This window comes from Stenotrophomonas sp. C-A (assembly GCF_054030835.1).
In genome coordinates, this window is sequence record NZ_CM132916.1 from 2983284 (window position 1) to 3007964 (window position 24681).

General features: G+C 65.9%; 26 protein-coding genes. 9 read left to right on the forward strand and 17 right to left on the reverse strand.

Going from position 1 to position 24681, the window contains the following annotated elements:
- Nucleotides 1-37: 37 nt before the first annotated feature.
- The 6 genes from ACW5IY_RS14070 to ACW5IY_RS14095 all read right to left on the reverse strand — a co-directional run bounded on the left by ACW5IY_RS14070 (nt 38) and on the right by ACW5IY_RS14095 (nt 4281).
- The gene (locus tag ACW5IY_RS14070) at nt 38-556 is read right to left on the reverse strand and encodes a hypothetical protein (RefSeq protein WP_049436713.1); all 519 of its coding nucleotides are present in this window, start codon (nt 554-556) and stop codon (nt 38-40) included.
- Between the two features lie 13 nt (nt 557-569).
- Nucleotides 570-1439, reverse strand: a complete 870-nt coding sequence (locus ACW5IY_RS14075; protein ID WP_049436714.1) for a hypothetical protein — start codon at nt 1437-1439, stop codon at nt 570-572.
- Nucleotides 1439-2284: a hypothetical protein gene (locus ACW5IY_RS14080; RefSeq protein WP_049436715.1), complete on the reverse strand. Its 846-nt coding sequence runs from the start codon at nt 2282-2284 to the stop codon at nt 1439-1441. The genes ACW5IY_RS14075 and ACW5IY_RS14080 overlap by 1 nt, the downstream gene beginning before the upstream one ends.
- A 52-nt stretch (nt 2285-2336) precedes the next feature.
- Nucleotides 2337-3116 (reverse strand): hypothetical protein, encoded by a 780-nt coding sequence (locus ACW5IY_RS14085; RefSeq protein ID WP_049436779.1) that lies wholly within the window; start codon nt 3114-3116, stop codon nt 2337-2339.
- Between the two features lie 153 nt (nt 3117-3269).
- Nucleotides 3270-3653 (reverse strand): nuclear transport factor 2 family protein, encoded by a 384-nt coding sequence (locus ACW5IY_RS14090; protein WP_049436716.1) that lies wholly within the window; start codon nt 3651-3653, stop codon nt 3270-3272.
- Nucleotides 3654-3705: 52 nt separating this feature from the next.
- A complete protein-coding gene (locus ACW5IY_RS14095; RefSeq protein WP_049436717.1) occupies nt 3706-4281 on the reverse strand; it encodes a TetR/AcrR family transcriptional regulator in 576 nt (191 codons plus the stop codon).
- Between the two features lie 69 nt (nt 4282-4350).
- Between ACW5IY_RS14095 and ACW5IY_RS14100 the strand changes: the two genes are divergently transcribed.
- The gene (locus ACW5IY_RS14100; protein ID WP_049436718.1) at nt 4351-4896 is read left to right on the forward strand and encodes a thioesterase family protein; all 546 of its coding nucleotides are present in this window, start codon (nt 4351-4353) and stop codon (nt 4894-4896) included.
- Nucleotides 4897-4902: 6 nt separating this feature from the next.
- Here the strand turns inward: ACW5IY_RS14100 and ACW5IY_RS14105 are convergent, their stop codons facing one another.
- Entirely contained in the window at nt 4903-6036 is a 1134-nt protein-coding gene (locus ACW5IY_RS14105; RefSeq protein WP_049436719.1) for an agmatine deiminase family protein, read from the reverse strand.
- Nucleotides 6037-6141: 105 nt separating this feature from the next.
- On the opposite strand from ACW5IY_RS14105, the gene ACW5IY_RS14110 reads away from it, so the two are divergent.
- The gene (locus ACW5IY_RS14110) at nt 6142-7026 is read left to right on the forward strand and encodes a LysR family transcriptional regulator (protein WP_049436720.1); all 885 of its coding nucleotides are present in this window, start codon (nt 6142-6144) and stop codon (nt 7024-7026) included.
- Here ACW5IY_RS14110 and ACW5IY_RS14115 read toward each other — a convergent pair.
- Together ACW5IY_RS14115 and ACW5IY_RS14120 are read right to left on the reverse strand one after the other, a co-directional pair.
- Entirely contained in the window at nt 7001-7789 is a 789-nt protein-coding gene (locus ACW5IY_RS14115) for an SGNH/GDSL hydrolase family protein (RefSeq protein WP_049436721.1), read from the reverse strand. The genes ACW5IY_RS14110 and ACW5IY_RS14115 overlap by 26 nt on opposite strands.
- Before the next feature lie 49 nt (nt 7790-7838).
- Nucleotides 7839-8804 carry a DUF2268 domain-containing putative Zn-dependent protease gene (locus ACW5IY_RS14120; RefSeq protein WP_049436722.1) on the reverse strand — a complete coding sequence of 322 codons (966 nt, stop codon included), beginning with the start codon at nt 8802-8804 and terminating at the stop codon, nt 7839-7841.
- Between the two features lie 138 nt (nt 8805-8942).
- Between ACW5IY_RS14120 and ACW5IY_RS14125 the strand changes: the two genes are divergently transcribed.
- Nucleotides 8943-9926 carry a hypothetical protein gene (locus ACW5IY_RS14125; protein ID WP_049436723.1) on the forward strand — a complete coding sequence of 328 codons (984 nt, stop codon included), beginning with the start codon at nt 8943-8945 and terminating at the stop codon, nt 9924-9926.
- A gap of 10 nt (nt 9927-9936) precedes the next feature.
- On the opposite strand, the gene ACW5IY_RS14130 is transcribed toward ACW5IY_RS14125, so the two are convergent.
- The 4 genes from ACW5IY_RS14130 to ACW5IY_RS14145 form a co-directional block, all read right to left on the reverse strand.
- Nucleotides 9937-10191 carry a hypothetical protein gene (locus ACW5IY_RS14130; RefSeq protein WP_239682920.1) on the reverse strand — a complete coding sequence of 85 codons (255 nt, stop codon included), beginning with the start codon at nt 10189-10191 and terminating at the stop codon, nt 9937-9939.
- 184 nt (nt 10192-10375) lie between these two features.
- Nucleotides 10376-11131 (reverse strand): hypothetical protein, encoded by a 756-nt coding sequence (locus tag ACW5IY_RS14135; protein WP_239682919.1) that lies wholly within the window; start codon nt 11129-11131, stop codon nt 10376-10378.
- Nucleotides 11132-11252: 121 nt separating this feature from the next.
- Complete coding sequence (locus ACW5IY_RS14140; protein ID WP_049436726.1) at nt 11253-13715, reverse strand: S9 family peptidase; 2463 nt, start codon at nt 13713-13715, stop codon at nt 11253-11255.
- Nucleotides 13716-13882: 167 nt separating this feature from the next.
- Nucleotides 13883-14212, reverse strand: a complete 330-nt coding sequence (locus ACW5IY_RS14145) for a hypothetical protein (protein ID WP_049436727.1) — start codon at nt 14210-14212, stop codon at nt 13883-13885.
- A 95-nt stretch (nt 14213-14307) separates the two neighbouring features.
- Here ACW5IY_RS14145 and ACW5IY_RS14150 point away from each other — a divergent pair, with 95 nt between their 5' ends.
- The 5 genes from ACW5IY_RS14150 (at nt 14308) to ACW5IY_RS14170 (ending at nt 17916) form a co-directional block, all read left to right on the forward strand.
- The gene (locus ACW5IY_RS14150) at nt 14308-14460 is read left to right on the forward strand and encodes a hypothetical protein (protein ID WP_160314076.1); all 153 of its coding nucleotides are present in this window, start codon (nt 14308-14310) and stop codon (nt 14458-14460) included.
- Between the two features lie 292 nt (nt 14461-14752).
- Nucleotides 14753-15259: a hypothetical protein gene (locus ACW5IY_RS14155; RefSeq protein ID WP_239682918.1), complete on the forward strand. Its 507-nt coding sequence runs from the start codon at nt 14753-14755 to the stop codon at nt 15257-15259.
- 12 nt (nt 15260-15271) lie between these two features.
- Nucleotides 15272-16699 (forward strand): XVIPCD domain-containing protein, encoded by a 1428-nt coding sequence (locus ACW5IY_RS14160; protein WP_049436728.1) that lies wholly within the window; start codon nt 15272-15274, stop codon nt 16697-16699.
- Nucleotides 16700-16769: 70 nt separating this feature from the next.
- Complete coding sequence (locus ACW5IY_RS14165; protein ID WP_049436729.1) at nt 16770-17546, forward strand: HipA family kinase; 777 nt, start codon at nt 16770-16772, stop codon at nt 17544-17546.
- Entirely contained in the window at nt 17524-17916 is a 393-nt protein-coding gene (locus tag ACW5IY_RS14170; protein ID WP_049436730.1) for a DUF3037 domain-containing protein, read from the forward strand. Before ACW5IY_RS14165 ends, ACW5IY_RS14170 begins: the two co-directional genes overlap by 23 nt.
- 16 nt (nt 17917-17932) lie before the next feature.
- Here ACW5IY_RS14170 and ACW5IY_RS14175 read toward each other — a convergent pair whose 3' ends face one another.
- The 3 genes from ACW5IY_RS14175 to ACW5IY_RS14185 all read right to left on the reverse strand — a co-directional run bounded on the left by ACW5IY_RS14175 (nt 17933) and on the right by ACW5IY_RS14185 (nt 20885).
- Complete coding sequence (locus tag ACW5IY_RS14175; protein WP_049436731.1) at nt 17933-19363, reverse strand: serine hydrolase domain-containing protein; 1431 nt, start codon at nt 19361-19363, stop codon at nt 17933-17935.
- 64 nt (nt 19364-19427) lie between these two features.
- Entirely contained in the window at nt 19428-19928 is a 501-nt protein-coding gene (locus tag ACW5IY_RS14180; RefSeq protein WP_049436732.1) for a DUF4952 domain-containing protein, read from the reverse strand.
- Between the two features lie 51 nt (nt 19929-19979).
- Nucleotides 19980-20885 (reverse strand): LysR family transcriptional regulator, encoded by a 906-nt coding sequence (locus ACW5IY_RS14185; protein ID WP_049436733.1) that lies wholly within the window; start codon nt 20883-20885, stop codon nt 19980-19982.
- A 119-nt stretch (nt 20886-21004) separates the two neighbouring features.
- Between ACW5IY_RS14185 and ACW5IY_RS14190 the strand changes: the two genes are divergently transcribed.
- Nucleotides 21005-21994: a zinc-dependent alcohol dehydrogenase family protein gene (locus ACW5IY_RS14190; RefSeq protein ID WP_049436734.1), complete on the forward strand. Its 990-nt coding sequence runs from the start codon at nt 21005-21007 to the stop codon at nt 21992-21994.
- Between the two features lie 43 nt (nt 21995-22037).
- Here the strand turns inward: ACW5IY_RS14190 and ACW5IY_RS14195 are convergent, their stop codons facing one another.
- Nucleotides 22038-24566 (reverse strand): membrane-bound PQQ-dependent dehydrogenase, glucose/quinate/shikimate family, encoded by a 2529-nt coding sequence (locus ACW5IY_RS14195; RefSeq protein WP_197638503.1) that lies wholly within the window; start codon nt 24564-24566, stop codon nt 22038-22040.
- Between the last annotated feature and the right edge of the window lie 115 nt (nt 24567-24681).

A 24681-nucleotide genomic window follows, 5' to 3' on the forward strand; every position in this document is an offset into this window, starting at 1 on the left:
GCGGCGCCGGATGTGAGTCGGCGCCGTCGTTCCAGGGTCAGCCGATACGCCAGGCCGGCAGGCGCTCGCTGCGCTTCCAGATGGAAGGTGCGAAACCAATCAACACCAGCGCCGCCAGCCACTTCGGTGAGGTGTTGAGCAGTGTCGAGGTGAGCGAGCCATCGACAGGGGCGGCCATTTCCTGCCACGGGTTGTAGCCCAGGTAGACGACGCTGCCAGCCCACCACAGCAACGCCACGCCGACACCCACCAGCAGCAGGGCCAGCGTGCGGCAGGTCCAGCGCTGCGACGTGGTGCCCCACTCGCGGGACACCGCTACCAGCAAGCCCACCACCAGCAGCGACACCAGTGCAACCAGTCCGATATCGATCTTGGGCCCGATACGCTCATAGCTGCAGGCGCGGCATTGGGCCTCTTCCGCGGCAGTGGCGGCTTCGGCGCCATCGGCCTGCCCGGCTGCGGGCTGCGCCAGTGCTGCAAACGGCATCAGTACCGCCAACAGCGTCACCATGATCCAACGAAACAACGTCCTGTTCCTGCGTGCAGCGACATCCATGCGCTCTTCCTCGTCAGTGGTTGTACGTCCAGGGCCGCAGTATGCGGCCGTCCCATACGCCGCCCAGACCCCGTTCCGGGGGTTCGGCCATCCAGCGTCCTTGTTCCCGATGCAGCACGACAAGCTCCCGGTAGACGAAATCGCCGGAACACGAATCCCAGGCGACCGCGATCATAGCCCACTGCCCATCGACGCTGAAAACGGGCCGGGTCAGATAGGCGACGTGGTCGTATGTCCGAGTCGGCCCATGCACCGTTGCCCCGCACCCCTGCTCCCGCAGCACTCGAAGCCCCGCGCTGTCCATCCGCTGCGCACCGGCCAATGCGGCCGCAGGCACTGGCGTGGACCGGCGATTGGCGGGAACCAGGTCCGCCTGCAGCTGCAACCGCAGCGCATGGATGTCCGGCGGCCACCAATCGTCCAGCGGCAGGACCAGATCGTCCACCTCCTGGCAGATGGAGGCACTGCTGCCCGGCCAGCAATAGGGCAAGGTCTGCTCCATCCCGTAGATGTCCTCCCCCACCGGGTCGGTCAACTGCGGCTGCTCCTGCGGGCCCCATCGATCAACGCGCGTGGACGGCGTCTGCGGTGCGGTGGGCACCTCGCTCAGCGACGTTGGCAGAACTGGCGTTGGCTGCGGCAATGCGGGTGGAAGGGGGAATGGCGGCATCTGCCGGATCGCCAGCGCCGTCGCCTCAGCCTGCATCTGCGCCGTTCCCAGGTTGATCGGTAGCCGACCGATCTCCTGCTGCCACCTCGGGCGCAGGCTGCAGATCCCGGCCATGAGAGCCAAAGCCGACAGCGCCGCCGCCAGCGATGCAATGCGTCGCCAGGCGATCCGTTGTTGGCAGTCACGGTCTGGCTTGAACGAGGTATCTGTCATCACGACTCCGGCAACGCGGGCCACAGGCCGTGTCCAAAGCTCATATGGCGGACAGGCTCCACTCGAATGCGCTCCCATCCGCCATTCCTGCGGTGCAGAAGGTAGAGGCCGCGCATACCCGTTCCGCCGCTGCACAGATCCGAGGCGATCGATGCCATTGCCCAGTTCCCGTCCAGGCTGAACACAGGACGCTGCAGATAGACAACGCCCAGATCGGTATTGCCCGGACCACCCTTGCATCCCTCGATACCGCGCGCGCGTCGGTCCTGAAGTTCGTCCCACGTCATCCGCTGCGCCCGCACATGCGCAAGCTCAAACGCGAGGTCGGGTACCCGTACAGCCCGGCGGTTCACAACCTGCAGCATCGACTCCAGATGCTGCTGCAGTTGAAAGGACGCTGCACTGTCATCATCACGCCATTCCACGACGCTGTGACGAACCTGGCAGACAGGGGCGGGGTCTCCTTCGCCGCAGGTAGGCGCAGTCCATTCCATCACGGCAAATGGCATGTCGGGCTGCCAGCCGCGCGGCTCGAAGTGTGCTGGCGCGACATCTTCCAGCGGCACTGCCGCGGTCGCGGATCCACTGTTACCGGTCAGCATCGGGGAGAAGATTCCCTTGATTGGAATCGGTGGTTCCGGCGGCTTCCCTGGTGGTGTCGGTCGCAGGTCGATGAGCTCTGCCATCACTTCGGCCTGCATCCGTGCCGTTCCCAGATTGATCGGAGGTGGGCCGACTGCCTGCCGCCATTGCGGGCGCACGCTGGCGATCAGCGCTACGACTGCAACCATCGATAGAACGACCGTTGTGCCCAGGACGCGTTTCCCTGCAATGCGCTGTCGCATGAAGTTCCTGGAAGAAATGAAGCAGGTTGGGATATCGGCCGGGAACGTGGCGCTACAGCGCTTGAATGACCTGCAGCAGATGGGTCGCATCTGGCGCGAGTTCCTGCGCGAGCCAGCCCAGCACCACGAAGAACAGCAGCAGGCCGAGCAGCGGCCAGATCGTGTGCGTCACGCATACCCGCCACCACCCCTGCTCGTGCATGCCCTGCATGCGCCGGTACAGGCCACCGGCGATGGCGGCGTCCACCAACAATTCGGCCATCAGCACCGGCGCAGACCACACCACCCACACGCTCGCCAGCAGGACGGTCGCCACCAGCGCGACGATGCCGAGGATCGCCAGCAACGGCAGGCCCGCTTCGTCTTCGGCCAGGCCGGTCAACGGCAGCTCACCGGCATCGCCGCCGCCGGCCTGCGCCGACTCATTCCACGAAGCTGACGCGCCGCCACCTCCAGAACGGCCACCGACGCCGCTCCACGGTGATTCCACGGCACCTCCGCGAGGCGAAGGGCTGCCACTGCCCACATCCGGCGACAGGCCATCAAGCACGTTGTCCCAGCGCCAGCGGATCCAGATCCACATCAGCAGCAGAAACACGCCATAGGCCAGCAATACGGCCATCGGGTAGCGAAGCAGCATCGCGTCGATACCGGCCAGACGCAGCAGGTGCGAGGCAAGGAAACCGGCCGCACCGGTCAGCGCCACGATCAGCGCCATCTGCAGGCGCGGCCAACCGCGTTCCTGCAGGTGTCGCCGCGCGCGCACAAGCTCACCGGCGCGGTTCACCGGCAACTTCAGCGGGCTCCGCGCAAAGAAACGGGTGCGTTTCATCGGCGCCACCGGGTGCCGCGGATCGTGGAGCATGGAAGCTCAAGAACCTGATACAGCATGCGGACATCCTTGCCGGGCACGCGTGGGTGGTGTTGCGCGGATTCTACCGCGGCCGTGGCCACTGTCCAGACGACGGGCCGAGGCCATTGATCATCAGCTGCGGTCGACGATCCGCACGATGCGACCGTCCTCAAAAGCGAACTCGCTGTGTCCCTGCAGGGCCAGTTCCGTGCCCGCGCAGGGACCATCGGGAATGTCCTGCGCGAACACGCCACGCCAGCCGATGCTGGCCAGCGCCACATCATCCTTGAAGGTCAGCTCGAGCAACCGCTGCTCGCGCTCACGGAACAACGGCGCCGATTGCCGTGCCAGTTCGCCGAAGGCATCGATGCCTTCGGTGACCATCGTGAGCTGGTTACCGCTGTGGTTCTCGAAACGCACGTCATGCGCCAGCACCGCCAGCATGGCGTCGATGTCGAAGCGGTTGTAGGCCTGCAGGTAGTGCTCGATCAGATGGCGGCAGTGCGATTCGTCCATGGCGGCGTCCAGTCAGGGCCTGCGCCGAGTCTCCCGCGACCGTGCCGCCGGATCAAGGAGGCGCGGCGGCCTTCAGCAACTGCGCGGCCACCTGGTCGAACGGGGCGATGTCCTGCAGCGCGCGGCACATCGCCACCGCACCTTCCACGCTGGCAATCACCAGATTGGCCAGCCCACCCGCGGCGGCCGGGTCATGGCCGTCGGCGACGAACGCTGCGGCCAGATGGCCCTGCCAGCGCATGAACACCTCGGCAGCTGCCGCGCGCGGTTGGCTGGGCACCGCGTCAACCGGCTCCTCCACGGCAGCAGCCAGCACCGGGCAGCCGGCGCGGAACCCGGAGCGCAACAGGCGCTCGCGCCACATTGCCAGGAACTGCTGCAGGCCCTGCACTGCGCCGCCCTTCAGCAGCTCCACCAGCAGCGCTTCCACCTTGTCGCCAGCCATGTAAGTGGCACGCGCCAGCAACTCCTGCTTGCCGCCGGGAAAGTGGTGATAGGTGGAACCCAGCGGCGCCTCGGCCAGCTTGGTCACCTCACGGATGCTGGTGGCATTGAGACCCACGCGTGCCAGCATCTGTGCCGCAGCATCAATCACGCGTTGTGGCGCATCAGAGGGGCGCGGGCTCATGGCAGGCTCCTTGCCAGGACAGTCGTCATAGATTAGCGTATCGACGATTCTATAACAGTCGTCATAACCATGAATCTCTGGTTCCGCCTGCTCCACTTGCTGCTGTGCAGTCTGTTCCGGCCGAAGCTGGAGGCCCCGTTCGGGGTCTCGCGCCTGCAGTTCCGTGTACTGCCCAATGATCTGGACAGCAACCTGCACATGACCAACGGCCGCTACTGGAACATCTTCGATCTGGGCCGGCTGGACCTGATCCTGCGCATGGGCCTGGGCCGGGTGGCGCTGCGCGAGAAGTGGGCACCGATCGTCGGTGCCGGCACCATCCAGTTCCGCCGCGAACTCAAGCCGTTCCAGCGCTTCACCCTGGAAACGCGCCTGGTGGGCTGGGCCGGCTCGCGCGGCATCATGGAGCAGCGCGTGCTGATCGGGCCCGAGCAGAAGATCGCCACCCGTGCGCTGCTGGTCACCGGCATCTACGACCGCCGCGCGCGCCAGTTCCTGGGCATGCCGAAGATGATGGAAGCGATCGGCGTGGTCGCCCCGCCGTCGCCGCCGCTCAGTGCAGCCGCCGAGGCGCTGCTGGCGGCCGATGCGGCGTTGAAGCAGGACGACGCCTGAGGCAACTCAGCCTACCTTCGGCATGTTCTTGGTCACGCAATGGATGCCGCCACCGCCACCGGCGATCGCATCGATATCCACCTGTTCGATCACGCGGCCGGGATACATGTCTTCCAGCAGTTCACGGCAGTAGCCATCGGCTGCGTCGTCACCGAACTGCGGCGCGACCACCGCGCCGTTGATCGGCAGGTAGTTGATATAGCCCATCGCCAGATCGTCGTTGTCGCGGGTATGCACGTTGTCGCGCCCGTCCAGCGGCGGCGGCAGCGTATGCACCTGCAGGCGACGGCCATCGGCATCGGTGGCCCCGCGCAGAATGTCCAGGTGCTCGCGGGTCAGATCGTAATCGTAGGACTCCGGATCATTGTCCAGGTTGGCGACCACCACGCCCGGCCGCACGAAGCGCGCATAGAAATCCACATGCGCATCGGTGATGTCTTCGCCGGCAATACCGGGCAGCCAGATCACCTTGCGCAGGCCCAGGTGATGCTTCAGCTCAGCCTCGATATCCGCGCGCGACCAGTCTGGATTGCGGTTGCGGTTCACCCAGCAGCTCTCGGTGAGGATCGCGGTGCCATGGCCATCGACTTCGATGCCGCCGCCCTCGCCCACCAGATCGCTTTCCAGCAGCGTCGCGCCGGTCACCTGCGCCAGCCAGGGCGCCACCGCGCCATCGTTGCGTGCGCTCTGCTTGCCGCCCCAGCCGTTGAAGTTGAAGTCGACCAGCCCCAGTCCGCCCCGGCCATTGGTGACGAAGCAACCGCCGTAATCGCGCACCCAGATGTCATCCAGCGGTACTTCGAGAAACTCGATGTTGTCGCGGCCGCAGCGGTCCTGCGCCTGCTTCCGCTGCGCCGGGCGGCACAGCACGCTGACGGGCTGGTGGCGGGCGATGGTGCGGGCCAGCCGTGCCACGGCGGTGTTCACCGCATCGGCCTGCGCGCCCCACACCCGCGGTTGCGCGGCGAAGGCCAGAAAGACACGTTCCTGCGGCCCATGCTCATCCGGCATGCGCCAGATGCCCGCAGTTGGCCCCGCGGCAGATACGCGCGCCGGCAGCCCCGCCAGGCCGAGGGCGGCCAGGCCGCCAAGACCGGCGGCGCCCGCCAGCTGGGTGAGGAAGTGACGACGGCTGCTCATGACTGGCTCCAGGGCCGGTGTGGGATGGAAGCTATGCTGCGCTTGCCCATCCATAAGAACAAACGATAGATTCAGCTATCAATTGAACAGTTTTACTTACCTGAAATGCTCAAGCATTGGCCACCGCTGAACGCGCTGCGTGGTTTCGAGGCCGCCGCCCGCCTGGGTAGTTTCCACAGGGCCGCCGAGGAACTGCACCTGACCCAGTCGGCCATCAGCCAGCAGATCCGGGGCCTGGAAGCCTCGCTGCAGCAGCCGTTGTTCTTCCGGCAGGGCCGCAGCGTCACCCTCACCGACGCCGGCATCGACCTGCTGGAAACCACCCAGTCCCTGCTGCGGCAGCTGGCCAGCGGCATCCGCCGGCTCGATCAGTACCGCAAGCCGAATCAATTGATCGTCAACACCAGCCCAGCGTTTGCCCGGCATTGGCTGGTGCCGCGCCTGGCCAGCTTCCACCGCCTGCATCCCGACGCCGACCTGTGGCTGCTGACCAGCGAGGAGGCACCGGACATGACCACGCAGACGCTGGACGTGGCGGTACGCGATGACCTCGACTCACAGGCGCAGTGCCAGCATCGCGTGCTGCTGCAGGATCGTCTCTATCCAGCCTGCCATCCGGCCCTGCTCGCCACACCGGTGCACGAACGCCTCACCCTGCATGGCGAGCGCGAAATGGACTGGAGCCAGTGGCAGGTACAGGGTGGCGCTGACGTCGGCCAGCGCCGCGAAGGCATGAACTTCTCCGAGCCCGGGCAGCTGCTGGATGCTGCCTGCCAAGGGCTGGGTATCGCCCTGGTCAGCGAGCTGCTGGCGGCACGCGCCTGCGACCAGGGCCTGCTGCAGCCGCTGGATGAGGCACGCGTGCGCGGCCCGCGCTGGAGTTGGCTGGTGCATGAGGACAGCGCCGCCGATCCGCTGGTGATCAGTTTCTGTGAGTGGTTGCTGGCGAGTCTGCCCGCAGAAGCTACTTCTGCTGCAGCGCGCGCTTGACCGCCGCCTCGGCCAACGGCGCCATCACCGCATAGCCCTTCTCGGTGGGATGCACGCCATCCTCGGCCAGCTGCGGATCGAGACCTCCGGCGGCATTGGCCATCGGCGTGTAGTAGTCCAGATAGACCACATGCTTCGCGTCGGCATAGCGCTTCAATGACGTGTTCAATGCGCGCACCTTCGGCGCTGGCGTTGTGCCCGGCAGCCACGGATAGTCGCTGACCGGCAGCACCGACGACAGCACCACGGCGATGCCATGTGCACGCGCCAGGTCCACCATCGCATGCAGGTTGTCTTCAATCATCGCCTGCGTAGACGGGCCGGTGTTGCCGGCGATGTCGTTGGTGCCGGCCAGGATCACCACCACCTGTGGCTTCAGTGCCAGCACGTCCTGCGGGAAGCGCACCAGCATCTGCGCCGTGGTCTGGCCGCTGATGCCACGATTGAACCAGCCCTTGCCGGGGAAAAATCCTGCGCTGCCTTCCGCACCCCAGCCTTCGGTGATCGAGTCGCCGAAGAAGACCACGCGCGGCTGGCCCGACACCGCCGCAGGCAGTCGCGTGTTGGCGTCTCGGTAACGCTGCAGTTCCGGCCAATCCGCCAGGCGCTGCTGCATGAAACGAACCTCGTCGGGGCGCAGCTGGTCGATCGGCGTCTGCAGCATCGGATTGACTGCGACGGCTTCTGCAGCGCCCAGCGGAGAAGCCAACGCGAGGCCCAGCGTCACGACGGTGGCAGCGGCAAGCTCAACAGATCCACGCATGCGGGTACTCCTGAAATCATCTTCCGCAGTCTAACGCCCCGCCCTGTGCTCAGCGTGCAGCCGTACGCGCCGCCACACCCGTGACTTTTGCCGGCATCCACATGCCCGGCGTCCAGCCGCTGGCGGCCAGGATCGCCTTCGGGTTGTCCTGCTGGATCAGCGCACGCACCGCATCACGCTTGTCCTTGGCCTGCAGGTAATAGGCCTTGGCGATGCGGTAGCCCACCCAGTACCCCAGGTCGTAAGGTTCCTGCGAGCCTGGCTTGTAGTTGTACAGCCACGGCGACAGATCGGTGCTGTCCAGATCCAGCGCGAACGCGCTTTCGATATGCACTTCCCGGCCACGGGTCCAGGTCGCGTGGCGCCCGTTGCCGACGTTGCCGGAAATCAGTTCGGCGATGAACTCGGCGATGCCCTCCCCCAGCGAAACACGCAGCACCGTCGCATGCGGGTCGCCCGGCTCGAAGTCGGTCAGGCCCGTCTGTTGGATGTGCACGTACTCGTGCGCAATCACGTGCACGAAGCGGTCCTGCACATTGGGATTCATGAAATCGGCTGCGCACAGCGCTTCCAGGCCGATGATCACCCCGCTTTTCGAGGTCAGCCCGACCGGACGGCCACGGCCCACCGCGATGGTCACCGGCGGAAACGCGGCCTGCGGGTAGATGGCCTGCAGGTTGGAAAACACCTGCGTCAGGCGTTGTTTCACCGCCGGCAGTTCGGCCAGGCAGCTTCGTCCCTGCGCATACAGTTCCGGCTGGTTGGCGATGGACTCGGCAATGCGCTCGGGGGTGACCCGGCGCGCCTTCGCCAGCTCGGCCAGGCCCGCCGAACCCTCGGCCATGTATCCACGCAACTGCGCCACGCTGGGTTTGCCACCTGCGTTGTCGTACAGCGCGTAGAAGCGACTGACATCGTCAGTGACAATCTGAGGCCCGGCCGGTACCGCCGCCGTGGCCATGCCAACTGCCCCGGCACAGGCCAGGGCCAACAGGCCGCGCAGGATCATGGACATCGCTCCGTCCTTGGTGGAGTGCAGGCGAAGCGCGCAATCTATCACCCCGGCCCGGCCGCCGCAGCAAGCAGATGCGGGCACCCCGGCGCTGTGCCAGACTCGATTCGGCACCTGCCACGGAAGATGGAGCACCCCGCGATGATGATCGTTCCCGCGTACTGGGCTGAAGCCCGCCTGCAGGCCCGCTTCCGTGGCCGGCCGGTGGTGGTGCGCCGCTTCGGCTGGTCCGACGAAGGCCCTGCAGAGGCGCAGGTGCACGCCGACCGCCGCGCCAACGAAGCCCTCAATGCCATCCTCGCCGGGCAGGCGCTGCCGCGCCGCGAAGTGCGCAGCAACTACGGCGTGGAGGGCGTGCCGATCCGCGAGCAGATCGTGCAGCGCGACGGCGACGTCGTCATCACCCGCAACAGCTATGGCGCACTGTGCCTCAACAGCCCGGACGTGCTGTTCGCCGACATCGACCATGCGCAGCCGCCAGCCGGCTGCGTGATGCCGGCCATCGTTGCGGCGATCGTGCTGCTTGCCGGCGCCGTCACCGGCACGCTGCTGTGGCACTGGCTGGTGGGGCTGGTGCTGGGCGTAGCGGCGGTGGTTCTGGTCAATGCCGCATTGCTGTTGCGCCGCAGGCAGCGTCTGGCGGCCGCAGGGGGTGCCGAAGGGCTTGCGCTGCGGCGCGTGGAAGTCTTCAGCGAACAACACCCCGACTGGCATCTGCGCGCTTACCGCACGCCTGCGGGACTGCGCGTGCTGGCGATGCATGCCACCTTCTCGCCCGAGGACGAGCAGCTGCAGGCGTTCTTCAAGGCACTGGGCACCGATACCCTGTACGCGCGCATGTGCCGACTGCAGCACTGCTTCCGTGCGCGGCTGACACCGAAGCCGTGGCGCGTCGGCCTGCGTTATCGCATCCGCCCGCCGGTTGCCGCGTGGTCCGCCGAGCAGGCCAACAATCCGGATCGGCTGGCCTGGATTGCGGAGTACGAAAAGAAGAGCGCCGGCTTCGCGGCCTGCGCTTATCTACGCAGTTTCGGTGATACCACCCGGGTGCATGCCAAGGCAGAACATGTGCGCGACCTGCATGACCGGCTGTCGCACGCGCAGGACCGCCTACCGCTGGCGTGAGGGCGGGTACTCAGTCAGCGCTCTGCACGAACGGCTGCCCTGCCAGGGTAGTGCCCAGCCGCACCGCGATCTGTTGACCGTCCTTTTCGAAGGTCGTCGCACACTGCTTTCCGTCCTTCCGGCATCCGACTTCCGGAAAGCCGTCCAGCGATTCCGGCGCGCCCTGCGCAGGTTTTGCCCGCCAGCCTGCGGCATCCAGCAGGCGCTTGGCCTTGGCGTAGGGCATGCCGGCGATGATCCCCAGCTGCGCCAGCTCGGTGGGCATTGGCTGCGCACCTGCAGCTGAGACCAGGACCAAGGACAACGTTGCAGCAAGGAGAATGGCTTTCATTGCACCGACCTGGAACGAGCTATCAGGTTCAGCCTAGACCATTTGCGCGGCGTGCGAATGTGCCGGTAACACGTCGTTACCGAGTCTCCACAGTTGATTGCAGAGCATCCACGGATGATCAATCTGCCGTTTCCTTGCGCAGAGTTCCACAACGCAGCGCCTCCAAGGCAAGGTCGCCGCGCAATCTGTTCTGAAACCAAGCGATCTTGAAGCGTTCGCGTGTGGGTTCTCCCGCAGGTAGCAGCTCCATCAATGCATCGCTCAACGCCGGACGCCACTCTTCCTGAGCACCCTCCAGATCCTGCTGATCGAAGTCCACCGACGACAGGCGCTTCCATGGCTGCATCATCGTGTACTGGGAGGTGGACACCAGGACGGTATCCGGGTGGCCCGGCCGGGATACGACCACGGTCATGATGGGATAGTCATCGGTCCAGAGCCCGTTGAAGTGTTTTGCAACGCGCTCCTGCAGACCCTGCCCGGCTAGAGCTTGCCGTGCCCAGGCCTGCTGCTGGGCAAACGAGCATGTGGCCGGCGGCATGCTGCGCAGCTCCGGATCCAGCTTCAGTATCGCGGGCCGGTCCAGCTGCGAAGTGATCAGATCCACTGTGGCGTCCCTGGTCAACGGTGCTGCCTGCAGCGCGGCCTCGAACGCTGACAGCGCACCGAACGGTAGAAGCTCCGGCAAGCGCGGCTGGACGTCGGGCGCGTCAACCACCTGTACACGGGTGGTCAACCCATAGGCATCGCGCCGGATGACCCAGCGCTCAGATACCGAACCCCAGCCAGACCAGTCGTACGTCACGTGCACGCTCATCCGTGGCTGGACTGCCATTGCCACGGGAGAAATCAACAACGTGGCCAGCGCCAACATCCTTGCCTTCATGAGACTTTCCTATCTCTGTCGAACAACAGCCGAACATGGCCCGGCTCCACAGGATGCAGGAAGGCCGCCCGAAGGCGGCCTTCTGCAAAGCGGTCGAGCAGGCTCGACGCTACTTGGCGTTCTTCACGTAGGTGTCGAACCAGTTCAACATTTCCGCCACCAGCTGCTCGTTCGACTCCAGCGCGGTGTACCAGTGCGGCTCGTTCGGCAGCATCACCAGGCGGGTGGTGCCGCCGTTGCCGCGGATCGCCTGGTACAGCTTGCGCGACTGGAACGGCTCGGTGCCCGGGTTGGCGTCGTCTTCGCCGTGGACCAGCAGCAGCGGCAGCTTGATCTTGTCGGCATAGAAGAACGGCGAGGCCTTCAGGTACACGTCCTGCGCCTGCCAGACCGAGCGGCGTTCGTTCTGGAAGCCGAACGGGGTGAAGGTCTTGTTGTACGAACCACTGGTCGCCACGCCGGCCTTGAACAGGTTGGTGTGCGCAATCAGGTTGGCGGTCATCAGGCCACCATGGCTGTGACCGGTCACACCGATGCGGTTGCGGTCGACCACGCCCATGTCCACGGCCTTGTCCACGGCCGCCTTGGCGTCGGCTTCCAGCTGCTCCAGGTAGGTGTCGTAGGCGTTCTTCGGGTCGCCCACGATCGGGAACGACGCGTTGTCGATGATCGCGTAGCCGGCCAGCAGCATCAGGCGGTACGGCTGCAGGCGGGTGAAGGTCTGCTGCGAACCGGACACCTGGCCGGCCTGCGCGGCGTTGGCGAAGTCGGCCGGGTACGCATACAGGATCGCCGGCACACGCTGGCCTTCCTTGTAGCCAGGCGGCGTGTACAGGGTGAACGACAGGTCCACGCCGTCGGCACGCTTGTAGGTCACCAGCTGCTTCTTGATCTGGCGCACTTCCGGGGTCGGGTCGACCAGCCTGGTCAACGCGGTCGTGGTGGAGGCGAACTGTGCCTCGCCAGCCTTCGCATCGGCCACCGCCTCACCCTGCTGGCGGATGAAGGCATTCGGCGGATCGATCACCGACTGGTGCCAGGTCAGGTAGCGCCCCGGCGCGTTGCTGAAACCGAGGAACTGTTCGTAGGCGTCGGCACTGCTCCGGAACAGGCGCTCGCTCTTCAGCGTGCCCAGGTCCAGGCGGTCCAGGAACGGACGGTCGCCCTGCGGCGAGGCGCCACGGCCGCTGAGGAACACATGGTTGCCCTCACGGCGCACGACCTGCGCGCCATTCGGCAGGCGGGTAAAGACCAGGTTGCCGGGGTTGCCGTACAGCTCATCGCTGGACATGTCCCACAGCAGGCGGCCTTCCTTCTTCGGCTGGTCCACATCGACGATGCGGGTCTGCATCCAGTGGCGGTTCTCGTCGTTCTCGAACTGGAACGCCACGGACGGATCGGCGGACCACGCGAAGCCTTCAAAACGCTGCGCGGTACGGGTGACTTCGGTCGGCTTGCCGTTGAACGGCGCCTTCAGCATCAGCACGCGGTCACGATGCGGCACGCTGACCTTCCAGTCGCCCTTGTCCAGTGCCTCGGCATAGACCAGGGTGGCCGGATCGGTGGCACGCCAGTCGAAACCACGCGGGCCTTCCGGCACGCCGTGCACCGGCACGCGATCGGCCAGCGGCAGGCTGGCGATCGGCGTGGACTTGCCGCTGGCGATATCCAGCACGGCCACGTCGTTGGCGAAGCGCTGGTAGGTCACCGCATGCGAATACGGTGCCTTGATCGACTCGGTCAGTACATGCACGCCATCGGGTGCAGCGCTGACGTCGTTGAACAACGCCGGCTGTCCCACCGGACGCACGCTGCCGGCGGCAGTATCGACCACGGCCAGCTGCGAGGCACCGTAATAAGCGAACAGCTTCTCGTCATGGACGCTGGTCAGCGTGTCGCGGGCTTCGTAGGTGCTGCTCTCGCCGCTGCTGCCCAGCGACTCCTGCGCGTCCGGACCGGTCGGCACGCCACCGTTGGACGGCGCCGGGCCCTGGTTTGCCGGCACCAGCTTCACCAGCAGGTTCTGGCTGCCACCCAGCCACTGCACGGTGTTGCCGAAGATCGGGTTCAGCTGCACGTTCGGGATCTGCTTCACCTGCCCGGTGGCCGCATCACCCACCCACAGCTGCACGCTGGTATCGACTGCGTTCTGGAACGCGAAATGACTGCCATCGGCCGACCACAGCGCGCCGGTCGCGCAGCCCTGCGGCAGGTTGACCTTGGTCTCCTTGCCGCTGGCGATATCGACCAGGGTGAAGTCGGCCACGCAGGCCGGAATGCCGTAGCCACCGGGTGTGTCATGGCGGCTGCGGTTCTTCGGCTCCAGGCGCACGCCGGCCAGCTTCAGGTACGGCTGGGCGACACGGCTGATCGACGGGTAGGTCTGCGCGGTAGTCAGCAGCAGGCGCTGGCCGCCCGGGGCCACGTTCGGTGCCGGCGGCGGCGGCGCCTTCAGCACCTTGAGCAGGTGTTCCGGCGGCTTCGCGTAATCGGCAAGCGCCGGGCCAGCGGCCAGCAGGCCGACGGTGGCAACGGCAACAGCCGCTGCCAAAGAGGTTCGACGGATCAGCATCCTTATCCCCTGGAGTGTGAATGGGTACCCGGAATCGGGCATGGACCCGAATCTAGCACCGCAGGGGTTGTCGTGAATGGGCCGGAAGGGCTAGTGGCCGGATGGGGCAAAGTGCAGCTCCGGGAGGTGCCGGGGAACTGCCGGCACCTGCCAGGCATGGCCTGGCACTACTGCTGCGCGTGCAAGTCCCAGGTGGCCAGGTAGTCGGGGTCGACCACGATCATGCCACTGGTGTGCATGCGGTACTCCCCGGGCTCGGCTGGCTGGTACTGGTCCAGCATCGGCGGCAGATAGCGCTCGTGGCCATCATTCTCATCGGCCAGCACCACGCCCTCGTCAGCGCTGATGCGCAACACCGTGCCTGCGTACTGCTCCAGCCCCTTTACCTGGCCATCGCCGCCATAGCGGGTCACACCGACCAGCACCAGCTTGCCGATCATTTCCTCAACCTTGGCATCGTCCAGGGGCGGCAGCGTTCCATCGTATTCGTCGCTCATTGGTACACCTCCAAAGCCTGCAGGAACATCATGGAGATGGCGCTCTCCCGCACCTGGAATGCCAGCGGCAACACAGGGGCAATCTGGAGGCGCACATGCCTGGATCGCAGCACCGGCAGGACAGCGCCGGATCTGCGATGCGTGAAACGTGGCAGGTATTGCGGGTGGCGGCCATCCGTGCCGGCAAGGTGGCCGTATCAGACCGGGTTCAACACCACGCGGTGCAGAGCATGCGGGATGAAATGTGACAGCTGCGCAGTAGCGGCATGACAGCCTCCTGTTGAAGGTCACACCCAGGGTGGATGCTGCTTGGGAACCGATGCTGCCACCACAACGGGAAGGGCGGAGTGAAGACCACGCCTCAAGTGCGCTTAACCTCTGCTTCATCCGGCTGGCCCTAGGGTCAGCCTTCAATTGCAAGGAACGCACATGCCCCGGTACGCATTCATACGACCGTGGACGCTCGCACTTTCAGCGGCCACGCTCTGCGCCTGCGCACATGCCGCCGACCGCACGCCGACTTCTCAAGGAACCGACACCATGGCCCCCGCCGTATCCGACACCACTTCGCCCTCCCCGCTCAATGCCGAGCAGTTGCTGCTGCGCCTGCTGGACCTGATCAACGCAACGACGTCCACGCGCGAGCTGACCGTCGAACGCCTGTCCGCCGCAATGCAGGCACCGGCGCAGACCTTCGGCCCCGGGCACTTCGGCTATGGCGGCACGCTGACGCCGGAATGGGGCTATGGCCTGGAAGTGCAGCGGGCCGGCACTGCCGACGCGCGGCTGGACCTGAATTTCATCGACACCAGCAGCGATCGCAAGGCCTCGGCTGCAGCGATCTGCCGGGTCGACTTCAACCACTTCGCTTCGGCACTGGATGCCGCCGGATTCAAGCGCGAGACGGTGCGCGGCGAACACGGCCGGGTGATCTACGACCGCTTCGATCGACCGCAGCTGAGCATCAAGGTCGACACCATGCCCGAGAACCCCCACGCCCTCGGCGACGCCACGCATGCCTGCGTGCGTCTTGTCACCGTGCAGTAAGGGGAGCCATCAATGACGACCCTTTCCGCAGAAACGGAACGCCTGCTGGGCGAGTTCGCCGGCAAGACCGACGTCACCAGCGACCAGGTCGACAACCTGCGCAGCGTCATCGCGGGCTCGCCCGTGCTGGCAAAGCAGGTGGACGCAGCGATCGCGGCAGGCTATCTGGAACGCTTCGAACTGTTGCCCGCCACAAGCAATGCGGGTGGCACCTACGAGACCGGCACGAAATCCATCAACCTGCCCGCCAGCAGCTTGTCGACTCCGGCGGCGCCGGACAGGTTCGACGCGGCCGAGGTCACCTTTGTGCTCGGTCACGAGATCCAGCACGGCTTCAACGACGCCGATGTCGAGCGTGCCTACGTGCAATTCGATGCCGAGGTGGAGCAGATCGCAAGCCGTACCACCAGCCATGATTACACCGAGGCAATCGGCACCCTGCTCGCGGCCAACCGCCGCGATGAGGCCTCCTCGAACATCGCAGGCTGGAATGCGCTGGTCAGCCAGGTACGTGCCAACAACCCGGACGCTACCCTGCGCGACCTGTATGAAGCCAGCACCCGCTCGACAGACGTCATCCAGTCGCGACCCGGCCCGCCGATCACCTATGCACCGCACCCGGAGCTGACCCTCAATGCGGACCTGACCATCTCCCCCACCGCAGCCAACATCGAGGGAATGGCCAGGCACTATTACGACCAGGGCGTCAGCACCGGCCTGGGCCATCATGGGAATTCGGACTACCAGAATTTCTACGGCGTCCAGGCGATCGAACTGGTCAGCGGATACGAGGCCGCGAATCCAGCGCCCGACGGCGTCAGCCGGATGGAAGTGAACATGAAGAAGCTGGGCCTGGACGAGCGCCTGCTGGAGCAGAACGGGCTCAACCTCGGCGAGGGCTCGCCCCCGCGCCAGCCCTACTTCGATACCAGCACCTCGCCGTCGACGCTGCATTACTTCGACCATACCGAAGGTACGCATGCACATGTCCCCATCACCGCACAGCAGGCCTCCGCAGGTGATGCAATGGCGTTGCCGCTTGCGGAAGGCCGTGACCGTTCGCTGCACGAGCAGATCCGCGGCAAGGTAGCGGCGCTGGATGCTGCCAACGGACGCAGTTTCGATGCGTCCAGCGAGCGCCTGAGCGCCAGCCTGCTGGTGCTGGCCCGCGAAAACGGGCTGGACCGGGTCGACCATGTGGTGCTCAGCCGCCAGACCGATGGTGCGGGCGCGGCGCAGAACATCTTCGTGGTGAAGGGGCCGCTGGATGATCCGGCCTCGCTGCGCGCGTCATCGCCCACCGCCGAGGCCGCGCAACGCCCGGTGCAGGACAGCCTGGATATGCTTGGCGTGGTCAACCAGCGACAGGCCGATCAGGCCTCGCAGGAGCAGATCCGCACGCAGGTGCAGGAACAGCAGCGCGGTACGCTGGCTCACTGACGGTGAACGACATGGAGCCGCCGGGGCGCTCCCGGCGCTCCCTTGGCGGCACCCACGCTAGAATGCGCCCATGCGCACCGTACATGCCCTCCGCTACATCACTCCCTTGCGGGAAGGTGGCTCCCTTCCGGCCGTAGTCGAGACCGACGACGACGGCATGGCCGTGCTGAAGTTCCGCGGCGCCGGCCAGGGCCCGAAGGCGCTGATCGCCGAGCTGATCGCCGGCGAAATGGCGCGCACGCTGGGCCTGCCGATTCCAGAAATCCTGTTCGTGGAACTGGACCGCGAGTTCGCCCGCACCGAACCGGACCCGGAGATCCAGGAGCTGATCCGCGCCAGCGAGGGCCTGAACCTGGGCCTGGACTACCTGCCCGGCGCGATCAATTACGACCCGGCGGCGATGCCGGTGGATGCCGACCTGGCCTCGCGCATCGTCTGGTTCGATGCGTTTACCAGCAATGTCGATCGCACCACCCGCAACCCCAACCTGATGGTATGGCACCGCAAGCTGTACCTGATCGACCACGGTGCGGCCATGTACTTCCATCACGACTGGGCCAACGCCGGCGATGCCTGCGAAAAGCCGTTCGTGCTGATCCGCGACCATGTGCTGCTGTCGTTCGCCAGCCACATCGCCGAGGTGGATGCCGAGCTGGCCGCGCGCCTGACCGATACCGAGATCGAACGCATCGTCGGCCTGGTTCCAGACAGCTGGCTGGTCAACGAGCCGGCATTCGACAGTCCGCAGGCCTATCGCCAAGGCTACATCGACTATCTCAAGCATCGCCTGAAAGTGCGTGCGGTGTTCGTGCAGGAGGCCATCCGTGCCCACGCTGCACACGTATGACTACGCGGTCATCCGCGTCGTGCCGCGGGTGGAACGGGAGGAATTCATCAACGTCGGGGTGATCGTCTCCTGCCCCGGCGCGCGGCATCTGGAAGCCGCCATCGAGATCGATCCGGCGCGCCTGCAGGCCTTCGCGCCGGCGCTGGACCTGGACGCATTGCAGCCATGGCTGGATGCGATCGTGGCGATCTGCCGCGGTGACGCCACGGCCGGGCCAATCGCGCAGCTGCCCGCGCGCGCGCGCTTCCATTTCCTCACCGCCAAGCGCAGCTCCGTGGTGCAGATGTCGAGTACGCATGTCGGCCGCACGGCCGATCCGGCGGGCGTGGTGGAACACCTGATGACGAAGATGGTGCGGGTGCCGGAATGAACGGCATGCACCTCGGCTACAGCGGCACCCTGCGTGCGATGTAGTTGACCACGTTGCCGATCGCATCCGGATCGACATTGGCCAGGCCGACGATCACATAGCCCTGCGCGGGCAGCACCACGATGGCGCTGTTCGAGCCGGGCGCACCGCCTTCGTGGCCGTACTGGTGCTCCCTGCCCTCGCCCTGCACTACGAAGCCAAAGCCATACCAGCCCTTGTGGTTCTGCGCCGAGGTAGCCTGCTGCAACAGCTTGGGCGACACCAGCTTGCCAGTACGCAGCGCCTCGGCGAACTTCACCATGTCGCCCACCGTACTGTAGCCACCACCGGCCGACATGCCGCGCCATGGCAATGTGCGGGTTTCACGTACCCACTGCCCGTCCACACGCGTATAGGCGACGGCACGATGGGGAACGGTCACCGACTCGGGCTCGAAACCGGTCGCGACCATGCCCGCCGGGCGCAGAATCCGTGCCTCGACGTAGTCGTAGTAGCTCTGCCCGGAAACCGCCTCGATGATGCGCCCCAGCACGATGAATCCGTAATTGGAGTAGCTGTCCTGGCTGCCCGGCGTGAACTGCGGTGCATCCTTGGCAAAGCGCTGTACATAGTCATCCAGCGTCTTCAACGACGCGGAATACTGTTCGAAATCATCGCCGAAGAAATCGCCCAGGCCACTGGTATGTGACAGCAGATGGCGTACGGTCACGCTGTTGGCGACCGCCATGTTCGGATAGTCCGGCAGGTACTTGCCTATCGTGTCATCAAGGCTGAGCTTGCCGTCCTGCACCAGCTGCAGGATGGCCACTGCGGTGAACATCTTGTTGGAGGACGCAAGGCGGTACTGTGTATCCACGTCCACTGGAATGCCAGCGGTGCGATCGGCATCGCCACCGCGCCAGTCCAGCAGCACCTTACCGTTCCGCGCCACCTGCAATGCACCCGACAGCGCGTCCTGTGCCCGCAGCGCCTCCAGTTTTGCTGCGGCATCAGCCATCAGCGCAGGCAAAGCAACCCGTTCCGGCTTGTACCTGTCCGGCGTTTCAGTGCCCTCGATCTGGAACTGCTTCAGGCGCGACGGATTGGCCGGGTCCATGACGGCCGTCACCCACATCGCACGTTCGTTCAGCTGGCCCATTACCAGCAGCTTCGCTTGACCGGGCGCGCGCTCGATTGTTTCCAGTACGCGCAGCGGGCCGGTACTCTCGCGGAACTCGAGATAGTCCTTGGGCGTGCTGCCCTCCTGCTTCGCATATCTGTCGGCAAATGCCTGCAACCCCTCGAGGCTGCCTGCATTGAACGCCGCAAGCCAGTCATCGATGGCATCCTGCGCACGTGGATGTTCGCCCTCGGAAGGTGCTGCGCCAGCTGCCGGAAACGCCGATGTGGCAACCAGGACCAAACAGGCCAGCGCATTGCAGAGAAACAGGCGTCCAACAGCCTTCATGGCAATTCCTTTGCGGGTATCCCTGGGCGCATCCTAGACGATGGATCGGCCCGCCGCATCCACGCTAGGGACGCAGCCGCACCACCTCGACGGTGACGTTGAATGCCTCGATGCGATGCCATTCGCCGCGTTCGTACGGCAGCGATTCCACGCCCATGCCGATCTGATACCTCACCGCATCCGGGCCTTCGCGCCAGTAATAGGGTGCGCCGTTGCTCCAACCACAACAGACGTAGCGCAACGCAGGCAGGCCGAATGCCGTGTGCAGATAGGCTTCGACCTGCGCCGCCTGGGCACCTGAAACACGATAGTGGGCCTCCATCGGCTTGATGTAGGACGCGTCATCCTGGCTGCAGCCTACATACTGCAGTTCCGGAGGCTTCCGGCCCATCGCCTGCAGGAAATCCTGGCATTCAGTATCAGGTCGCGCCAGGCCATCCGCGCGCCCTTGCACCTCCCACTCGGCCAACGCTTGCGCAGGCGTCTGTTGCGCAAGCACGCTGGCGCTGGAAAAGGACGCCAGCAGCAGGACGCGAGCGGCATGCTGCGGCAACGGGAGAGACATCACGGGGCGAGTCCTTCGCATGGGAACACGGGAATGCTGATCGATGCCACGCTATCGCCTTGCCATCGTCTGCTCTGTGAAACGCGCCACGCAGAAGTCCAGGAAGCTGCGCAGCTTGGGCGTCAGCTGGCGGTCGCGCGGATACACCAGGTTGATCCACGTCGATACCGGCACATGGTCCGGCAGCACTTCCACCAGTTCACCACGCGCCAGCGCAGCGGCAAGCATTTCGTAGGGCTGCAGGATCAACCCCAGGCCACCCACGGCCGCTGTCAGCAGCGGCTCGGCCTGGTTGACCATGAAGCGACTGGACACCGGCACGGCCAGCACGCTGCCATCGGCATCGCGGAAACTCCAGCGCGTGCGGATGATCGAATGCGCGAAGCCCAGGCACTCGTGCCGGCTCAGGTCATTGGGATGGGTAATGGCCGGGCGCGAAGCCAGGTAGCCTGGCGACGCACACAGGACCAGCGGATACGGCCCCAGCCGCCGTGCCACCAGCCCGCTGTCGGCCAGGTCACCGGTACGGAACACCAGGTCGTAGCCGTCTTCGACGATGTCCACCAGGCTGTTGGACAGGTTCAGATCGACCTGCACGTCCGGGTACTGCTGCATGTAGGCCACCACCGCCGGACCGAGCGCGTGCACGCCGAAGGTGACCGGCGCGCTGATGCGCAGGCGTCCCATCGGCCGTCCACGCGCCACTTCCGCCAATTGCTCGGCGCCCTCCACTTCCTCCAGGATCACCCGCGCCCGCGCCAGATAGGCCTGGCCGAAGTCGGTCAGGCTCTGCTTGCGCGTGGTGCGGTTGAGCAGGCGTACGCCGAGGTGCTGCTCCAGCGCCTGGATGTGCTTGCCGACCAGCTGCGGCGACAGATCCAGTGCCTCGGCAGCGGCGGCGAAGGAGCCGACCTCGGCCACCTTGGCGAAGGTCCGCAGGGGAACGATCAGGTCCATTGCAAACAATTGTTTTTCAATGAAACGCCAGATTACCCCTTATTCTGGTTGCAGACTACGCGCACAGTAGCGCTCACCCTTCCGCCGGCGCCCTCGTCGGCCCTTCCTCGGAGTCCCCCATGAGCCAGGTTGTCCGCATCCACGAATATGGCACCGCCGATGTGCTGCGCATCGACGATATCGACGTTCCCGCCCCCGCCGCCGACGAAGTCCAGATCCGGGTGAGGGCGATCGGCCTGAACCGCGCCGAGGTGATGTTCCGCAACGGCGCCTATCTGCAGGAAGCGCAATTCCCCAGCCGGCTGGGCTATGAAGCGGCGGGCGTTGTCGAAGCGGTCGGCAGTGCGGTGAGCGGCTTCACTGCTGGCGATGCGGTCAGCGTGATACCGCCGCTGGACATCGCGCGCTGGGGCACCTATGGCGAGCTGGCCAACGTGCCGGCACGACTGGTGGTCAAGCACCCGCAGGCGTTGGACTTTGAAACGGCGGCCGCGGTGTGGATGCAGTACGTCACCGCCTGGGGCGCGCTGCTGGAACAGGCTCATCTGGCCGCCGGGGATTTCGTCATCATCACCGCCGCCAGCAGCAGCGTCGGCCTGGCCGCCATCCAGATCGCCAATGCAGTAGGCGCCACGCCGATCGCGGTCACCCGTGGCCCGGGCAAGCGCCAGGCCCTGCTCGATGCCGGTGCCGCCCACGTCATCGCCACCCAGGAGCAGGATCTGGTGACCGAAGTGGCGCGCATCACCGGCGGTGCCGGTGCCCGTGTGGTGTTCGATCCGATCGGTGGCCCGCAGTTCGTGCCGCTGACCGAAGCGATGGCCCGTGGCGGCATCCTGCTGGAATACGGCGCGCTGAGCAGCGAACCCACGCCGTTCCCGTTGTTCAACGTGCTGGGCAAGTCGCTGACGCTGAAGGGCTATCTGTACTCGGAAATCGTCTCCGACGATGCCGCGCTGGCGCGTGCCAAGGCCTTCATTGTCGACGGACTGGACAAGGGCACGCTCGCACCGAAGATTGCCAAGGTATTCCCGTTTGCGCAGATCCAGGAGGCACACCGTTACCTGGAATCAAACGAGCAGATCGGCAAGGTGGTGGTGACGGTGTAATCCAGTGTCGTGCAATGGGGTCGGCCCGCCGCCCCCATTGCGGTTACCTCGGCAACGCAAACGCCATCACGTAATCGCCGTTCGGGGTTTCCATGAAATGGTGGCCGCCAGCCATGATCACCACGTACTGGCGCCCGCCCTGCTCGTACACCATCGGATTGGCCTGGCCGCCCGCGGGCAGCTTGGCATGCCACAGTTCCTTGCCGGTCTTCAGATCGATGGCACGCAGCAGGTCATCGGTGGCGGCAGCGATGAAGATCAGGCCGCTGGCGGTGACTACCGAACCGCCATTGTTCGGCGTGCCGATCTCGATCGGCAGGCCGGAGCGGATGCCGAACGGTCCGTTGCCGCGCGCACTGCCGAATGGACGGTCCCACAGCAGCTTGCCGGTACGCAGGTCGATGGCACGGATACCGCCATAGGGCGGCTGCTTGCACAGCAGGCCGGTGAACGGCAGCCGCCAACCAGCGTTGACCTGGATGCCGTACGGCGTGCCCACCTGCGGGTCGCCCGCGCCTTCTGCACCGCCCTTGTCGAACCGGATCTTCTCGCGCGGCAGCCAGCCCAGCCGGTCGGCCTCGGCGCGTGGCACCAGCCGGTTGTAGTTGGGCATGTCGTTGTAGTTGACCACGATCACGCCGCGGCGTGTATCGATGGACACGCTGCCCCAGTCCGAGCCGCCGTTGTAGCCGGGGTACTCGATGGAATGGCGCTCGCTGCTCGGCGGCGTGTAGAAACCTTCGTAGTACGCCTTGCGGAACTGGATGCGGCAGACCAGCTGGTCGATCGGGGTGATGCCCCACATGTCACGCTCGCTCAGGTCATGTTCGCGACGCAGCGTGTGGTACAGCGAAAACAGCTGGGTGGGTGAACGCTGCTCGGGTTCGACGCCGCCGACCGGCACCCTGCGCTCTTCGGCGGCGGTCAGCAGCTGGCCGTTGCGGCGATCGAGGATGTACATGTCACCCTGCTTGGTCGGCAGCAGGATCGCCGGCACCTTGCCCGCCGCCGTCGGGTAGTCGATCAGGCTGGCCTGCGAACCCAGGTCGTAGTCCCACACATCCTTGCGCACTGCCTGGAAATGCCAGACCGGCTTGCCGGTGGCCACGTCGATCGCCACCAGCGAGGTTGCATAGCGGTTCTGGTTCTCCGTGCGCGAGCCACTCCAGTAGTCGCCCGCGGAATTGCCCAGCGGCAGGTAGACCAGGCCCAGTGCTTCATCACCGGTGGCGGTGGTCCACATGTTGGGCGTGCCGCGCGTATAGGTCTGCTCGCGCGGCGGCAGGCCGCTGCGCTCGGGCTGGTCCATGTCCCATGCCCAGCGCAGCTTGCCGGTGATGGCATCGTAGGCCTGGATCACGCCCGAGGGCGCATCGCGGCGCTGCCCGTCCAGCACCTGATGACCGGTCACGATCACGCCGCGCACGATGGCCGGCGGCGAGTTGATCGACACGTAACCCGGTGGCACCTCGCCCATGCCCAGGGTGATGTCGACCTGGCCGTTGTTGCCGAAGTTCGCGCAGGGACGGCCGCTGTCCGCGTCCACCGCGATGATGCGACCGTCCAGCGTGCCTTCGATGATGCGCGCCCAGCACGCCGGACGACTGCCCGGTGCAGCGCTGCGGGTGACGCTGGGAGGCGGTTCCGGCAGCGCCAGATCAGCGGCGACATCGGCCAATGCCGCGTCGGCAATAGTCGGCGTGCTGGGCTGCTCGTAATAGCTCACACCACGACAGGCAGCGGTATAGGGAATCGAAGCATCCTTCACCTTTGGATCGAAACGCCACAGTTCCTTGCCGCTGGCAGCATCAAGCGCGATCAGGCGGTTGCGCGCGGTGCACAGGTACAGGCGATCGCCGATCTTCAGCGGCGTCGTTTCCGCGCCCCAGCGCTTCTTCGGCATATCGCCGGTACGGAACTGCCAGGCCGGCTGCAGCGTGGCCACATTGGCCGGGGTGATCTGCTGCAACGGCGAATAGCGGGTGCCCGCATTGCTGCGGCCCCACGCCGGCCAGTCGCCCTCGGCGGGCTGGTCAGCCGGCTGCAGGCCCGTGGTATCGCGCGTAGGTTCCAGTCCGGCGCTGACCGCGCCTTCCGGGAACGGCAGGTGCCCGTCCACTTCACCATGCGGCGCGAACGCAAGGCCGAACGCGGCGACGAACACCAGCATCAGCAGGCCAGCCACACTACGCGAGAGGCGCTTGGACACCGGTTCGCGCAGGGTTGGTGCCAGCAGCGCCACCACGATGCCCAGGGCCGTAACGAGGCCCAGGCGCGGCACCCAACGCCAGTAGTCGCTGCCCGACTCCCACCAGGTCCACAGCAGTGTGCCGATAAACACCAGCGCGTACAGCAGCGCGCCGCCGCGACGGTTGCCGAACAGCAGGAGGCCGCTGGCCAACAGGCCGAGCCCAGCGATGGCGTAGTACGCCGAGCCTCCCAGGCTGAGCAGCCACGCACCGAGCCCGCCGATGACCAGGCCGAGCACGACCAGCAGCAGCGACAGCACGGTGACAAGGGGATGCCGGGAGGCACGGACGGGAACAGGAGCGGACTGCGGCGTGGCGGACATCGTCGATCTCCGGGGGCAGCATGCGCCGTTATCCCACCGCCTGCGTGAAGCGCGCGCGTATGTGTGGCGTCCGGATACGACGACGCCGGCACAGGGCCGGCGTCGTCGGGTACCT

Excerpts from the sequence above, each read along its gene's own strand:
- ACW5IY_RS14070 (WP_049436713.1), bottom strand. The coding sequence starts at position 556 with ATGGATGTCGCTGCACGCAGGAACAGGACGTTGTTTCGTTGGATCATG.
- ACW5IY_RS14075 (WP_049436714.1), bottom strand. The coding sequence starts at position 1,439 with ATGACAGATACCTCGTTCAAGCCAGACCGTGACTGCCAACAACGGATC.
- ACW5IY_RS14080 (WP_049436715.1), bottom strand. The coding sequence starts at position 2,284 with ATGCGACAGCGCATTGCAGGGAAACGCGTCCTGGGCACAACGGTCGTT.
- ACW5IY_RS14085 (WP_049436779.1), bottom strand. The coding sequence starts at position 3,116 with ATGAAACGCACCCGTTTCTTTGCGCGGAGCCCGCTGAAGTTGCCGGTG.
- ACW5IY_RS14090 (WP_049436716.1), bottom strand. The coding sequence starts at position 3,653 with ATGGACGAATCGCACTGCCGCCATCTGATCGAGCACTACCTGCAGGCC.
- ACW5IY_RS14095 (WP_049436717.1), bottom strand. The coding sequence starts at position 4,281 with ATGAGCCCGCGCCCCTCTGATGCGCCACAACGCGTGATTGATGCTGCG.
- ACW5IY_RS14100 (WP_049436718.1), top strand. The coding sequence starts at position 4,351 with ATGAATCTCTGGTTCCGCCTGCTCCACTTGCTGCTGTGCAGTCTGTTC.
- ACW5IY_RS14105 (WP_049436719.1), bottom strand. The coding sequence starts at position 6,036 with ATGAGCAGCCGTCGTCACTTCCTCACCCAGCTGGCGGGCGCCGCCGGT.
- ACW5IY_RS14110 (WP_049436720.1), top strand. The coding sequence starts at position 6,142 with ATGCTCAAGCATTGGCCACCGCTGAACGCGCTGCGTGGTTTCGAGGCC.
- ACW5IY_RS14115 (WP_049436721.1), bottom strand. The coding sequence starts at position 7,789 with ATGCGTGGATCTGTTGAGCTTGCCGCTGCCACCGTCGTGACGCTGGGC.
- ACW5IY_RS14120 (WP_049436722.1), bottom strand. The coding sequence starts at position 8,804 with ATGTCCATGATCCTGCGCGGCCTGTTGGCCCTGGCCTGTGCCGGGGCA.
- ACW5IY_RS14125 (WP_049436723.1), top strand. The coding sequence starts at position 8,943 with ATGATGATCGTTCCCGCGTACTGGGCTGAAGCCCGCCTGCAGGCCCGC.
- ACW5IY_RS14130 (WP_239682920.1), bottom strand. The coding sequence starts at position 10,191 with ATGCCCACCGAGCTGGCGCAGCTGGGGATCATCGCCGGCATGCCCTAC.
- ACW5IY_RS14135 (WP_239682919.1), bottom strand. The coding sequence starts at position 11,131 with ATGTTGGCGCTGGCCACGTTGTTGATTTCTCCCGTGGCAATGGCAGTC.
- ACW5IY_RS14140 (WP_049436726.1), bottom strand. The coding sequence starts at position 13,715 with ATGCTGATCCGTCGAACCTCTTTGGCAGCGGCTGTTGCCGTTGCCACC.
- ACW5IY_RS14145 (WP_049436727.1), bottom strand. The coding sequence starts at position 14,212 with ATGAGCGACGAATACGATGGAACGCTGCCGCCCCTGGACGATGCCAAG.
- ACW5IY_RS14150 (WP_160314076.1), top strand. The coding sequence starts at position 14,308 with ATGCCTGGATCGCAGCACCGGCAGGACAGCGCCGGATCTGCGATGCGT.
- ACW5IY_RS14155 (WP_239682918.1), top strand. The coding sequence starts at position 14,753 with ATGGCCCCCGCCGTATCCGACACCACTTCGCCCTCCCCGCTCAATGCC.
- ACW5IY_RS14160 (WP_049436728.1), top strand. The coding sequence starts at position 15,272 with ATGACGACCCTTTCCGCAGAAACGGAACGCCTGCTGGGCGAGTTCGCC.
- ACW5IY_RS14165 (WP_049436729.1), top strand. The coding sequence starts at position 16,770 with ATGCGCACCGTACATGCCCTCCGCTACATCACTCCCTTGCGGGAAGGT.
- ACW5IY_RS14175 (WP_049436731.1), bottom strand. The coding sequence starts at position 19,363 with ATGAAGGCTGTTGGACGCCTGTTTCTCTGCAATGCGCTGGCCTGTTTG.
- ACW5IY_RS14180 (WP_049436732.1), bottom strand. The coding sequence starts at position 19,928 with ATGTCTCTCCCGTTGCCGCAGCATGCCGCTCGCGTCCTGCTGCTGGCG.
- ACW5IY_RS14185 (WP_049436733.1), bottom strand. The coding sequence starts at position 20,885 with ATGGACCTGATCGTTCCCCTGCGGACCTTCGCCAAGGTGGCCGAGGTC.
- ACW5IY_RS14190 (WP_049436734.1), top strand. The coding sequence starts at position 21,005 with ATGAGCCAGGTTGTCCGCATCCACGAATATGGCACCGCCGATGTGCTG.
- ACW5IY_RS14195 (WP_197638503.1), bottom strand. The coding sequence starts at position 24,566 with ATGTCCGCCACGCCGCAGTCCGCTCCTGTTCCCGTCCGTGCCTCCCGG.